This is a genomic window from Arsukibacterium sp. UBA3155, from assembly GCA_002364615.1.
Taxonomy (GTDB): domain Bacteria; phylum Pseudomonadota; class Gammaproteobacteria; order Enterobacterales; family Alteromonadaceae; genus Alishewanella.
Window position 1 is genome coordinate 226630 of the sequence record DEYP01000028.1, and the last position, 14213, is coordinate 240842.

Below are 14213 nucleotides of genomic sequence, written 5' to 3' on the forward strand. Positions count from 1 at the left end.
GAGCGAGCAATGATCCGTAAATCCGGTTGGTTAATTTTTCTTGCGATGCTCGCCGCTATTCTGGCGCTGGTTTATTTGTTTCTTGGCACGGCTATCCGGCTCGGTATGGTTTATACCCTGGAAAAAGCAGCAGGGGCAGAAGTTAATATTAGTAATGTCTCGGTAAGTCTGGCGCCAATTGCGCTGAACATCAGCGAATTGCAGATAACCGACAATGCCAAACCCAGTCACAATACGATTAGTTTTGCTAATGCCAAGGCAGCAATAGAAGTCTGGCCAGCCTTACTCGGCTATTACGTTATTGACGATTTATCCGTCGACGGTCTGGCTTATGGTACCGAGCGCAGCAGTCCTGGCAAAGTATTTCGGGGCCCCAATGCGGATCCGGCCGATAAAGTCGACTTACAGCAATTATTGCTACTGGACTTACCTAATGCTGATGAGTTACTCGCCCGGGCTGATTTGAAAACAGTTGCCCGCGGCGAAGAATTGCAACAGCTGGCCAAAAACCAGCAGCAAGTTCTGAAGGACTTACAGTCACAGCTGCCTGACAAAGCCAAACTGGAACAAATTCAGGCGCAGATCAAAGCGCTGACCGACAGTAAAATTGAAAACCCCGCCGATTTAGCCAGTAAAGCTGCCGAGTTAAAGGAATTGCAAGACACTCTGCGGGCTGAACGCGATAAATTAAAAGCAGTACAACAGCAGCTAAGCCAGAGCCGGCAGCAGCTACAACAGGCGGTTAGCGCAGTGCGTGAAGCCAGCAGCAGCGATTGGAAAAAGCTGCAAGATTTGGCCAATATCGGTGAGGGCGGGCTGGCGCCTATCAGCCAAATTTTATTAGGCGACTTCTGGGGTGAGCGAATTGGCCAGCTAGAAGCCGTGTACCGCCTGGCAAAACCCTATATCCCGGCTAATTTACCAAATAGCGACGAAGTGCCTGATCCAGAAATCGTAATGCCTAACCGTATTTTACCTTTGCCCAGCCAACCTTATCCGGATTTCTGGATCAAAAATGCCCGGGTAAACTGGTTAATTGGCGGTGGCGAAGCATTAATAGAGCTGCGGGATATTACTGCCCAGCACGACATTATCAACGCCGCCACTCGTTTTAATGCCCAGGTCACCGGCTTGCCTCAGCTATCATTGCTGAAACTGGACGGTGACTTCGCCGTGCTTGAGCAAATGGTGACGAACGTGAACTGGCAACTGCAAGGCATCAATGTCGACAGCATGGATATTGGCCGGGGCGAGACCCTGCTGCAACTTGCTAGCGCCAAACTCAGTACCACAGGTAAACTGAATCTGGTTAATAATCAGGTTAAACAACAGGCTCAGCTGGTATTGCAACAGCCTGAGTTTAACGCCAGCGACAATAAATACATCCAGCAACTGGCGACACTACTGAACCAGCAAGCAGAAATTCCATTGAATTTAAATGCCACCGGGCTAATCAGTGCACCAGACGTCAGTATTCGCTCACCGTTAGATAAACTGCTGGCAGATGCCGTGATGGGTGAGGCAAAAGCGAAAATAGCGGCGCTGCAATCCGATTTACGCAGCAAGCTCGACACCAAACTGCAACAACAGCTTGGTGGCCAGAGTGAATGGCTGAGCATGCTAAACCAGCAAGACAGTGCCGCTGAGTCGATGGAAGGCAATATTGAGCAAATGCTTAATGCCAAACTGGCTGGTGTAAAAGATCAGGCTAAAGATAAATTAAAAGATAAGCTACGGGACCGTCTTGGTGGCGGGGGCGGCTAATAAAAAAGGCTGTTTCAAACGCTGAATTAATTGCTGATAGCGGCGCTGCCCCAGGCCGCCGTCTGTTACCTGCGAAAGCCTTAGCACCGTCATGCCCTGATAATGACCCCGGCTAAATACCGCGTCAATATTATCCCAACCCTGGTGATGTGTTACTCCAGCAGCCAGGGCATTTTCCCCTTTTAACACTACCTGCTGGCGGGTTGCTTCAGCGCCCAGCCAGCTAACCAGGGTTTTGGCCAGCGACTGACTGCTGCTATCTGGCAAATCGTCCATTTCCAGCGCGGTAAAGTGCAATACAATGCCGCGCGGTTCATTGCCAAACGCCGCTGCTAAGCCAACAATACCGGCATAACCAAAACCATTGTCAGCACTGAATAGCAATGCACTAGTGATTAGCCCGGCAGCCAGCTCGGCACTGCGTCTGCTGTTATCGGTAGCAGCCATTTTCCAGTGAATGCCCGGAATTTTAAAACCCAGTTCTATGGTCGCTAATTTATGACTAAAAGCAGTTAGTGCCGCATCCAGCATTCGCCTGCCATGGCCCAGCAGCGCCATATGGTACCAATCAATAAAATCCCGGCCATAAGCACTGTTAAACGCCACACCACTGGCGATAAAGCTATCGCCATCAGCGGGCGGCGATAGCTGGTTAAATGCGCTGAAATGAGTTTGCCAACTCTTATTCATTGCCTCTACGGTCTGATACTTGTGCTGCATGGCGGCTTGAAAATCGGCAATCGCTAACGTTGAATAAGCCTGAAAACCACCGCGACTGGGGTAAGCTGTTCTGCCACCATCGTGGCTGTTGTAAGAGGGGTAACGCAATTCACCAGCCGGCCCCATAGAGATATTAATTTCACTGATACTCGGTGCCATTGCCGCATATTGGCTGGCAAACGCCTGCATAAACTCGATATATTGCGGCAGCACCCATTGGTCGGCCCACAATGCGACCGTTTCAGTGGAATGGTTGCCAAATTCGCTTTTATACTGCAGATCCGTGTCCGCAACGCCTTGCTGCTGATAATGCTGCCAAATCCAGGGTGGCAGCGGAATATCACAATCATCCCCGACATTACCACCACACTGGTGAAATGCCATTATCGGCACAACTCTCAGGCCGGAAGCCACAATATCGCTGAAAATAGCGTCATAATAACGCCAGTCGAATTGCTGATCGCCGGCTTTCTCCACCAGCCCCCACCAGATATCAACCGATACCCCATCCACACCAATCTGCTTAGCTACGGCCAGCTGCTGTTGAAACTCAGCGCGATCGGTCACTTGCAAAGGTGCCATGACATTGGCAGTAAATGCAAGACAACGTGCTGAGCACAGCAGCAGCACACAACCGAATACTATAAATCGCATCTTCAATATCCATATTTTAAAACAGGGAGCTATTAAAGCGTGCTTAGCCAGCAAAGTATTGTCCGGTTACGACAATAAAAAAAGCCGCGGCAAGCGGCTTTATCTAAAACAAGGAAGTGGTTACATAACTACTCTTCGTCGTCATCGAGCTCGAAGTCTTCTTCGTCGCCTTCAAAGTAAGTGCCCCAACCGTCATATTCTACGCCGTGTTTATGCGCCAGTTGTTCCAGCTTAATGGCATCGGCTACTATCGGGGCGATTTCCAACGCTTGCTCGCGAATGGCATCAAATACCCAGGCACTGCCGCCATCTTCAAACTCGACTTCTTCGGCATCGGTTACTTCGTAACCGAGCTTAAATAGCTCAACCGCCAGTTTTTCCAGCTTATTGAAATCTTTGTCGTAAAAGTGATGCTCAACGGTATATAGCGCGTCCGGATCGCTGCCATCCTCTAATAACGCACTAATGGTGTCTTCAGTAAATTCCTGCCAGTTTTCCATTTTTTACTCTTCTGCTGAGATATTGCTGGCAGTGTAGTCGTTGCCAAGTTCAGTATCAAGTAGCCCGATTTGCCCGGCCATCAGCTGGCGGGTATTTTTGGCAAACTGACGAATACTGTCCTCTTTACTCAGGGTAATCGGGGCCATCATCTGAATAATCACCTTGCCGTTATTCCAGCGGTTTAGCTTAATTTGCTGATGGGTGGTACTCATACATACCGGCACCATTTGCACATTCGCTTCCAGCGCTATATGAAACGCGCCCATTTTAAACGGTAATAAACCCCGGCCATAACTGCGGGTACCTTCCGGAAACATCCAGACCGACAGGTTCTGCTGGGTTATCCGCTCGGCTGCAGCGAGCATGGTGCTAAGTGCTTTTTCTTTATTGTTGCGATCAATCATCAGATTACCGCTTAGCCAGTATAGCTGCCCAAAAAACGGAATATACTTCAGGCTTTTTTTGCCCAGGGTGACCGTACCAGGCAACACTGAGCCGCTCATGGTAAACAGGTCGAGATTATTCTGATGGTTGGCAATAAAAACATAAGGGGTGTTCGCCTGGATAGCCGGGTCGCGACGGATCTCAACACTAATGCCTAAAATCCACGATACCCTGCCATACCAGTGTGAAAACAAGGCGACATTATTACGATGAAAAGGCCGCACCAGACATACTGCAAGCCCCGCTATGGTACTGACGATAAAAAACAACGCCAGCAAAATGATCCGAACGACAGCTATCAACCTTATGCCCCTTCAGCAGAAAAGGGGCATAGTATAACGGGTTTAGCTGTCATTGCTGGTTGGATCACTGCCACTGTCGCCGGCCGTCGTATTTGGCGTGTTGCCAAGCTGCAGCTGCACTTCGTCAATGCGCTGCAAACCACGGGGCAATTTATTACCCCGACGACCGCGCTCGCCAACGTAATGCGCTAAATCAGCCATTTTCAAGGTAAGTTTACGCTTACCTGCAACCAGCGTGACCCCACCATCGGCCGGCACAACCGCCAACTGACAGACATACTCTTCGCGACTTGCCGCGCGGGCTGTTGGTATCGACATTAATTTATTGCCCTTGCCCTTACTCAGCTTGGGTAATTCGCTGACCGGAAATACCAGCATTCTTCCTTCATTTGAAATACAGAGCAATAAATCAGTCTCGGGTTGTTTCACGACAAGCGGCGGCAATACTTTGGCACCGGCTGGCAAACTCAGCACCGCCTTCCCTGCTTTATTACGACTAAGCAAATCACTGTATTCCGCGACAAAGCCATAGCCTGCATCGCTGGCTAACAATAATGCCCGTTTTTCATCGCCCAATAACACATGGTCAACCGTTTCACCGGCCACGATGGTAAAGCGGCCGCTTAATGGCTCGCCCTGACCGCGGGCTGAAGGCAGTTCGTGGGCTTCGGTTGCATAACTGCGGCCACTGGAGTCGATAAACACCGCCTGCTGATTAGACCGGCCACTGGCCATGGCTTTAAATGCATCGCCCGCCTTATAGCTTAAGGCATTGCCGTCGACATCATGACCTTTAGCGCAGCGCACCCAGCCTTTTTCCGATAACACCACGCTTACCGGCTCACTGGGGAGTAACTCTTTTTCACTAAGGGCCTTAGCTTCACCCCGTGTCACCAGCGGGCTGCGCCGATCATCGCCATATTTTTCCGCATCGGCCAGCAATTCGTCGCGGATCAGTTTAGTCAGTTTTTTCTCTGAGCCTAAAATACTTTGCAGCTTGTCGCGTTCTTTGGCCAGCGCATCCTGCTCGCCCCGGATCTTCATTTCTTCCAATTTTGCCAGATGACGAAGCTTCAGCTCTAAAATGGCTTCGGCCTGGCGCTCGGTAATACCGAAAAAAGCAATCAGCTCAGGTTTAGGTTCGTCAAAGGTGCGGATAATGCGAATAACATCATCAATGTTTAAAAAGGCGATTAGTAAGCCTTCTAACACATGCAAACGGTCGAGTACTTTATCTAAGCGGTATTGCAAGCGCCGACGCACCGTATCGCGACGGAAACTAAGCCACTCGTTCAGAATTTCCAGCAGGTTTTTTACCCGGGGCCGCTGGTCCAGTCCCAGAATATTTAAGTTAACCCGGTAACTGCGCTCTAAATCAGTGGTCGCAAATAAATGCTGCATCAGCTGGTCAATATCCACCCGGTTTGAGCGCGGCATAATGACTATGCGAGTTGGGTTTTCATGATCAGACTCATCACGCAGATCACTGACCATCGGCAACTTTTTCGCCTGCATCTGGCCGGCAATTTGTTCCAGAATTTTCGCCCCAGAGGTTTGATGCGGCAGTGCGGTCAGCACAATTTCACCATCCTCAAGCTGATACACTGCCCGCATTTTAATGCTGCCACGGCCGCTTTGATAAATGGCAGCAATGTCGCTGGCCGAACTGATAATTTCAGCATCGGTCGGGTAATCCGGACCTTTTACGTACTGCATTAAATCGGTAATGGAGCTTTGCGGATTGTCCAGTAAGGCGGCACAGGCATTGGCCACTTCACGCACATTATGCGGCGGAATATCTGTCGCCATGCCCACCGCAATACCGGTAATACCATTAAGCAGAATATGCGGCAAACGCGCCGGCAGCACTTTTGGCTCTTCCAGGGTACCGTCAAAGTTCGGCGCCCAGTCGGTAGTACCCGAGCCAAGTTCCGATAATAAGACTTCGCTAAAACGGGATAATTTCGCTTCGGTGTAACGCATGGCGGCAAATGATTTCGGATCATCCGGTGCACCCCAGTTACCCTGGCCATCTACCAGTGGATAGCGATAAGAGAACGGTTGCGCCATCAACACCATGGCTTCATAACAGGCACTGTCGCCGTGCGGATGAAACTTACCCAGTACATCACCAACGGTTCTGGCTGACTTTTTATATTTTGCCAGATGCGACAGCCCCAGTTCTGACATGGCATACACTATTCGTCGTTGTACAGGCTTTAAGCCATCGCCAATATGCGGCAAAGCCCGGTCCATAATGACGTACATCGAATAATTTAAGTAGGCTTCTTCAGTAAAGCGGCGCAGCGGTAACTGCTCTACACCGTCGTGGGATAACACCGTTTCTGTCATGCCGGTTCCTGTTGTTATTTAGCTAAGTCGTGGTCAAATGTCGTTTTAACACTAGTTCTTACATTAGTTTTTACATTGGCACTTGCCTGGGTTGCTATAAGGGCACACCGTTGCTCTTACTCGCTGTTTTACTGGCACGGCGGCTGAATTGCCACAATACAATGCCAAGTAAGATAAGCGTGGTACAGCCAAGGATCCCCAGCCACAGTAGCTGAATTTGCCTTTTTCGCTCCACCTCCTGCAGCCGCAGAGCTTTTAATTCATTCTCAGCTTCGAGCAGATTGCTGCGTACCTGATGCCGCTCGCTGTCAAACTCCAGCCGGATCCGCTCCAATGCCAGTTCATTTTCTTTGTTACGTAGCAGCTGAAATCCATCTACAAAGTCTTGCAACACCAGATACGCTTTCTGATATTGATCTTGCTGGGCCAATAATTCGGCCCGTAACAGTTTAATGGCCAAGGTGACATGTTCCACTTGTTCAGCCGGTTGATCTGCCGCCTGCTCTGCCAGCATCACATGTTGCATCGCCAGCGAAGTCTGCTCTAAGTCACGGTATATTAATGCTTTTTCATAATGATGCGACTGCACATGATAACTCGATTGCAACCGCGGCAAATATTGCTCTGCCTTCTCAATATACCCAAGCGCGGCTTCTGTACGGCTCATTTCAGCGCTGGTAATCGCCAGCCCCAGATAGGCGTGATACAGATTAACCGCGTCATTGGCATTTAAACTGCGCTGCAGCATCTGGTTGAAATGATCTAACGCCTGCTGATACTGTTCCTGATAGCTGTAGGTGCGGGCCAGGTTAAACAATACGGCGATTTCATTTTTCACCCAGCCCAATTGTTGATATAACACCAGAGCCCGCTGCAAAAACGCCACGGCATCATCTTCAAATGCCAGGGACGAATACATCAGACCAAGCTGGGCATTCACCTCGGCCAGGATCTGAGGATCTTGCAGCAGTTCAGCTCGCTGATAAACCGTTTTAAGCAATGACAATGCCTGCTTATCATCATTCTGATCGCTTAAAACAGCGGCCTGATTAATCTGCCCCCGTAAAATCAGTTTCTCGTTATCCAACAACGTGGCTAACGCCGTGCCCTGCTGATAATGCTTCATGGCCTCGGTTAGCTGCACCTGCATTTCCAGGGCGTAACCCAGTTCGTACCATACTTCTACCTTTAACGCTGACTCGGTATCTTTAAGTAACTCCAGAGCCTGGCGCGCCGCCTGCTGTTGTTGCTGATGCCGGCCCAGTGCACTGTATACCGCCGCTTGCTGGCGCAACCAATACGCTTGCACCGCTGCAGGCTGAGTGGCAAATTCCGGCTGGTGTTGGTTAAGAATGGTCAGACTTTGCTCAGGCTGCTGGTGTTTCATATCATCCAGCTGCAACAGCCAGTCCGGTATCGGCTGAGCCTGTAAGCCAAACGCCAGACACAGCCATGACAGCGCGCAAAAGTAGTGGCAGATTCTCTTCAAAACGGTATCACATCCTTAATCAGTGGTGTTGCCAAACCCGTCTTCTGACTAGGCAATTAATGCCCGGTCACCTTTTAGTTCCAACCAGTCACGCCGATCGGTCGCCCGTTTTTTCGCCAGCAACATATCCATCAGTTCCATGGTCTGAGCAACATCGTCAATGGTTAACTGCACTAAACGGCGGGTGTTCGGATCCATTGTCGTTTCCCTTAGCTGCAATGGGTTCATCTCACCCAAACCTTTGAAACGCTGCACATTAACCTTGCCGCGTTTCTTTTCCGCTTCTATCCGGTCCAGCACACCGTTTTTCTCATCTTCATCCAGCGCATAGTAAACGTCTTTACCAATATCAATCCGATACAGCGGCGGCATGGCAACATAGATGTGACCCGCCGCGACCAGCGCACTGAAATGACGCATAAATAATGCACATAGCAAAGTGGCAATATGTAAACCATCAGAATCCGCATCGGCCAGAATACATATTTTGCCGTAGCGTAACCCCGATAGATCCTGACTGTCGGGATCAATACCGATAGCCACTGAAATATCATGGACTTCCTGCGAGGCCAGAATTTGTCCCGAATCCACTTCCCAGGTATTTAATATTTTACCCCGCAGTGGCATTACCGCCTGAAACTCGCGATCCCGTGCCTGTTTGGCACTACCGCCCGCCGAGTCACCCTCTACAAAAAACAATTCTGTCTGGCTGAGATCCTGCGCTGAACAATCCGTTAACTTGCCCGGTAACGCTGGGCCCGAGGTCACTTTTTTGCGGATAACTTTTTTCGCAGCTTTTAAACGTTTCTGGGCATTGTTAATACAAAAATCGGCCAGCGCCAGCGCAATATCGGTATGTTCATTTAACCACAAACTAAAAGCGTCTTTAACTATGCCGGACACAAAGGCAGCACATTGGCGCGACGATAGCCGCTCTTTGGTTTGACCGGCGAATTGCGGGTCTTGCATTTTGACGCTGAGCACATAGCTACAGCGATCCCAGACATCCTCTGGTGAGAGTTTTATGCCACGGGGTAATAAGGTTCGAAACTCACAAAACTCGCGCAGTGCTTCCAGCAACCCCTGGCGTAAGCCATTAACATGGGTGCCGCCCTGAGCGGTAGGAATTAAATTGACGTAACTTTCGGTAACTAACTCGCCGCCTTCAGGCAGCCATAGCAAGGCCCATTCCACGGCTTCTTGTGAGCCACTGAAATTACCAACAAAAGGTTGCTCGGGCAACGCGATGTAGTTTTGAACCGCTTCAGCCAGATAATCGCGGATCCCTGCCTGATAACACCAGCTGTATTGTTGCTGGTTTACTTTATCATCAAATTTTACCGTCAATCCCGGACACAGCACCGCTTTGGCTTTTAATACATGTAACAGCCGACTGACCGAAAATTTTGGAGAGTCAAAATAACTGGGGGTGGGCCAGAAACGCAGCCGGGTACCGGTGTTGCGTTTGCCCACCGTGCCACTAATGGTCAGTTCACTGACTTTGTTGCCATGTTCAAAGGCGATATCGTATACATTACCGTCGCGCCGGATGCTGACATCAACCCGGCTGGATAAGGCGTTTACCACTGAAATACCTACCCCATGCAAGCCACCGGAGAACTGATAATTCTTGTTGGAGAACTTACCACCAGCATGCAGCCGACACATAATCAGCTCAACACCTGACACGCCCTCTTCCGGATGAATATCCACTGGCATGCCCCGGCCGTTATCAATAACTTCCAGTGACTGATCATCATGTAAGATCACCTGCACCAGATCCGCATGCCCCGCCAGCGCTTCATCCACACTGTTATCAATAACTTCCTGCGCCAGGTGGTTCGGTCGGGTTGTATCGGTATACATTCCGGGCCGGCGCTGCACCGGCTCAAGCCCGGTTAATACTTCAATCGATTCGGCATTGTAGAGTTGTTCTGTCATAGTTGTTGTCACTGTCTGGTTACTTTCTGCTCATGGGGCCCTGGGGGTGGCTTGCGGTACTAAGCTGGCAAAATTCGGCAATTACCGGCAAATATCCGGCAAAATTGATAAAACTGTGATCGCCACCACAAATCACCTGCTGCCGGGCGCCCTGATAATAGCTAACGGCGTTGCGGTAATCTAACACTTCATCACCGCTTTGCAACAGTACTAAATAGTTTGCCGGTTGGCGCAACCGGACAGGCATCAATTGCTCCAGCTCTGCCATATGGCTCGGTTGCACCCTGAACTTTTGCTGCAGCACCGGATGATAATACTCTCCCAGATACTCAGCCAGCACCTGATGAGGTGCCACCGCCGGGTTAATTAAACAGGCACGGCACTGATAGCGTTCGGCCATCACCGTAGCCAGAAAACCACCGAGCGAGCTACCAATAATCGCCTGTGGCGGGGCCTTACCCATCACCTGCTTTAACTGTGCCATCGCTTCTGCCGGGGTGTAGGCTAAATCCAGCGCTACAAAGGGTTGCTGCGGGTAATGCTGGCTAAAATACTGCCGGGCCTGCACCGCTTTAACTGACTGCGATGAGCTGGCAAAGCCATGTAAATAGTAAAGCGTCAAACGCGCTCTCCTGTTATTGGTGCTTTTAACTTACTGTAACAAACTGCCAGCTTACCTGACCATCGGCCGCAAACTGCCAATGACAATACATCGGGCCGTGATCGAGGGTTTGCCAGGCGTTCTGCTGGCAAAACTGTACTGAGCTGGCCGGACAACCCACCAGCTGAATGGCTTGATGCTCTTTTGTGTAAGCATGATGGCAATGGCCATGCGCCAGGCCTTTTACCCTGGGCTCTGTTGCCAGTAGCTGCCAGAACGGTTCTGCATTCTGCCAGCCATGTTTATCAATGGCGCTGCCTAACGGTAACGGGTGGTGATGACTAAACAGCCAGAAGCCCTCTGCGTCACTGCTGGCGAATTGACGGACCAGCCGCTCACGGCGCCTCGCATTAAAAAAACCCGCCGGCGTGTCGCCTTTCGTATCCAGCAACAATAACTGCCAGCCGGGCAGCTGCACACTGCTGGCCGCAACCACAGGAGTCTGACCGGTTAACCAGTTAAGATGCTCATAATTATCGTGATTGCCTGGCAGCACCAGCACCGGACAGCTTAACGGTGCCAGTATTTGTACCAGCAATTGATAAGAGGCACGGCTATGGTCCTGACTTAAATCCCCACTGAGAATAACTGCATCTGGCTGACAGGGATTATCCATCACGGCCCGGATGGCCTGCTGCAGATAGCGTCCGGGTTTAACCCCCTGATACTCGTCATCAATATCTGCTAATAAATGACAATCACTTATCTGCACAATCTGGTAGGGACAATCTGGCGCTTTAGCCGCTAACTGCAATATGGCCATTACTTAAGGTCCAGCTCGGTCGCATTATAGCCCTGAGCAATACATAATTTCAGCCAGTCTGCCAGTAACAGGTTTATCTGCCGTTTTTCGTCCGGTTGCATCATTTGCGGGTTGGGGTAAGGATAACGCGCAGCAAATTTGCGGTGGCGGGCCATCCGCACCACTTCTGCCAACTGGGCATCGTGGTACAGCTGCACATCAAAACTTGGGCTAAACAGATTATTACCCGCTGCTAACGTTGTTGCACTTAGCAGTTCAATTTGCAGCCGGGTGGTAAAGGGCCCGCATTCGAGCACGCTAAGCTGATAGTGCTGCTGCGAACTGATGGCAATAGTCCACTGCAATCCCGGTGCATATTTTGCCGGCAACAAACGGTTTAAGCGGGCATAATTGCGCTCGCATAAACTCAGAAAATCAGGTAACTGCGGCTGATATTGCCGCGCTTTAGTCAACAGCATCACTACTCCAGGCGCGGCGCACCTCGGTTAAATGTAAAGTCAGCCACTGCAGTGCTATTACCGTAGCAGCATTGTCAATCTTACCTTTAGTCAGCAAGTGCATTGCATCAGCGCGTGGTAGCAGCTGAACTTTGATATCTTCATGCTCCTGCTCCAAACCATAAATACCCGGCAACACAGGCCTGGTTAGCTGGCCAAGAAATAATTGCACCCGCTCGGTAGTGCCACCGGGGCTGGAAAAATAACTAAGCATAGGCCATAACGCGCCAAGCTCAAGACCGGCTTCTTCCAGCGCTTCACGCCTTGCGGTTTGCTCGCCAGTCTGCTGGTGGTCTATCATACCGGCAATTATTTCCAGCAACCAGGGGCTGCGGTTTCCAATCATCGCACCGGGCCGGAACTGCTCGATTAAAACCAGCTCATCGGTTTGCGCATTGTACGGTAGCACTGCGGCAGCATGGCCGCGTTCAAATATCTCCCGCACCATAGGGCTGCTCCAGCCACCCGCGTAAAGTTTATGGCGCAGCCGGCAGCGTTCAATCTGAAAAAAACCCTGAAAAACCGTGCTTTTGTCGATTATCTCTACATCATCTGCGGTAAATGATGGATAATCGACGTTATTGACTTCAGACATGTCTGCCCTCACATTTTGTTACACTCTTGACGGTAACTTTACGGTTTAATCCTGACTTAGTTTACCGTAACAGGTTATCATTTATTCAATTTCCGTTAAGCCAGGACTTGGTGATTATGAAAAAAACGTTTTTAAGTACTCTGATTTTGTCTTCGCTAACCGTATTCAGCGTTAGCGCTCTTGCTGCAGATTTAACCACAGTGTATCAACTGGCTATCCAGAAAGATCCTCAGTTACTCAAAGCAGAAGCCGTTCGTAATGCTGCCAGAGAGCGGATTGATATTTCTAAAGCTCGCTTATTGCCGCAGGTGAATTTAACTGCGGGCTACAGCAAAAGTATTAACGAGCGCCAGGGATTCGTCGGCGATGAACTGACGATTATTGAATCGGACACTACCGGCTGGAGCGCTGAAGTTGGCCTAAGTCAGTCGGTATTTGACTGGACCAACTGGAAAAACCTGAACACAGCTGAAAAATTGGCTATGCAAAGTCAGACTATTCTGGATGCAGAAATACAGGGACTGATTGTCCGGGTGTCACAGGCGTATTTTAATGTACTCGAAGCCGTAGACGGCTTAAGCTTTGCTGAAGCAGAAAAGCGGGCAATTGAGCGCCAGTTAGAGCAAACCAAGCAACGTTTTGCAGTAGGCTTAACCGCCATTACCGATGTCCATGAAGCACAGGCTCAGTTTGACAGTGCGGTAGCCCGCGAAATTGCCGCACAGAATTTGGTAGAGACCGCCCGCGAAACGCTGCGTGAAATAACCGGGCAGTACCACAGCGAACTGGCCAGTTTAGATACTGATAAATTTGATACCGTGCAACCTTCGCCGACTACCGCCGATGCCTGGGTGCAACTAGCAGAACAGTTGAATCTGAATATCAAAGCCAATAAGCTAGCATTGGAAATTGCCCAGAATGATATTGAAAATGCGAAAGCCGGTCACTATCCAACGCTGAGCCTGGATGCAGCCTACGGGACTGGGGATGATGAATCGACGAGTACCTTTCTTGGTACCTCCCTGCCCACTAATCCCCCACGATTGGATAATAAGCGAATTGGCCTGAATTTACGGGTTCCGCTATACAGTGGTGGTGGTACCGTTGCTGCGACTGACGTGGCCAAGGCTAATTACGTTGCGGCCAGCCAGGATTTAGAACAAAGCTACCGCACTGCGGTACGTCAGGTACGGGTGTCGTTTAATGATATTAACGCCAATATCGCGACCATCCGCGCTTTAGAGCAAGCGGTCATCTCTGCTGACAGCGCGTTAAATGCCACTGACGCTGGCTTTGAAGTTGGCACCCGGACCATTGTTGATGTATTGCAAAGCACCCGTAACCTGTTTGAAGCCCGCCGCAATTTATCGGCAGCCCGCTACAACTATGTCATTGCTATTTTGTCGTTAAAACAGGCGGCAGGTAACTTGTCAGAACAGGATTTACTGGCAATTAACCAGGCATTGGTCGAGTAATATTGCTTAAGGTTCACCGCATTTGCGGTGAACCTCCTACCAGTTTGGTCTGTTC

General features: G+C 50.1%; 12 protein-coding genes. 2 read left to right on the top strand and 10 right to left on the bottom strand.

What is annotated here, in order from left to right; translation table 11 throughout:
* The first annotated feature begins 9 nt into the window (after positions 1-9).
* Positions 10-1764 carry a TIGR03545 family protein gene (locus B2X65_RS16220; RefSeq protein WP_290614383.1) on the top strand — a complete coding sequence of 585 codons (1755 nt, stop codon included), beginning with the start codon at positions 10-12 and terminating at the stop codon, positions 1762-1764.
* Here the strand turns inward: B2X65_RS16220 and B2X65_RS16225 are convergent.
* The 10 genes from B2X65_RS16225 to B2X65_RS16270 form a co-directional block, all read right to left on the bottom strand.
* A complete protein-coding gene (locus B2X65_RS16225; RefSeq protein ID WP_290614385.1) occupies positions 1732-3138 on the bottom strand; it encodes a family 14 glycosylhydrolase in 1407 nt (468 codons plus the stop codon). The two genes, B2X65_RS16220 and B2X65_RS16225, sit on opposite strands and share 33 nt — an antisense overlap.
* A gap of 128 nt (positions 3139-3266) precedes the next feature.
* Positions 3267-3638 carry a ribonuclease E inhibitor RraB gene (gene rraB / locus B2X65_RS16230; RefSeq protein ID WP_290614387.1) on the bottom strand — a complete coding sequence of 124 codons (372 nt, stop codon included), beginning with the start codon at positions 3636-3638 and terminating at the stop codon, positions 3267-3269.
* Positions 3639-3641: 3 nt separating this feature from the next.
* The gene (locus B2X65_RS16235; protein ID WP_290614389.1) at positions 3642-4385 is read right to left on the bottom strand and encodes a 1-acylglycerol-3-phosphate O-acyltransferase; all 744 of its coding nucleotides are present in this window, start codon (positions 4383-4385) and stop codon (positions 3642-3644) included.
* A gap of 42 nt (positions 4386-4427) precedes the next feature.
* On the bottom strand, positions 4428-6737 hold the full coding sequence (gene parC / locus B2X65_RS16240) for a DNA topoisomerase IV subunit A (RefSeq protein WP_290614391.1): 2310 nt from the start codon (positions 6735-6737) through the stop codon (positions 4428-4430).
* Positions 6738-6831: 94 nt separating this feature from the next.
* Complete coding sequence (locus tag B2X65_RS16245) at positions 6832-8226, bottom strand: tetratricopeptide repeat protein (RefSeq protein ID WP_290614394.1); 1395 nt, start codon at positions 8224-8226, stop codon at positions 6832-6834.
* 48 nt (positions 8227-8274) lie between these two features.
* A complete protein-coding gene (gene parE / locus B2X65_RS16250; protein ID WP_290614396.1) occupies positions 8275-10167 on the bottom strand; it encodes a DNA topoisomerase IV subunit B in 1893 nt (630 codons plus the stop codon).
* A gap of 19 nt (positions 10168-10186) precedes the next feature.
* Positions 10187-10789, bottom strand: coding sequence for a YqiA/YcfP family alpha/beta fold hydrolase (locus tag B2X65_RS16255; protein WP_290614398.1), 603 nt, complete (start codon positions 10787-10789; stop codon positions 10187-10189).
* Positions 10790-10814: 25 nt separating this feature from the next.
* Positions 10815-11591 carry a metallophosphoesterase gene (locus B2X65_RS16260; protein WP_290614400.1) on the bottom strand — a complete coding sequence of 259 codons (777 nt, stop codon included), beginning with the start codon at positions 11589-11591 and terminating at the stop codon, positions 10815-10817.
* Entirely contained in the window at positions 11591-12049 is a 459-nt protein-coding gene (locus B2X65_RS16265; RefSeq protein ID WP_290614402.1) for a DUF1249 domain-containing protein, read from the bottom strand. The genes B2X65_RS16260 and B2X65_RS16265 overlap by 1 nt, the downstream gene beginning before the upstream one ends.
* Positions 12036-12683: an NUDIX domain-containing protein gene (locus tag B2X65_RS16270; protein ID WP_290614404.1), complete on the bottom strand. Its 648-nt coding sequence runs from the start codon at positions 12681-12683 to the stop codon at positions 12036-12038. The genes B2X65_RS16265 and B2X65_RS16270 overlap by 14 nt, the downstream gene beginning before the upstream one ends.
* Before the next feature lie 116 nt (positions 12684-12799).
* Here B2X65_RS16270 and tolC point away from each other — a divergent pair, with 116 nt between their 5' ends.
* Positions 12800-14158 (top strand): outer membrane channel protein TolC, encoded by a 1359-nt coding sequence (gene tolC / locus B2X65_RS16275; RefSeq protein ID WP_290614406.1) that lies wholly within the window; start codon positions 12800-12802, stop codon positions 14156-14158.
* Positions 14159-14213 lie beyond the last annotated feature (55 nt).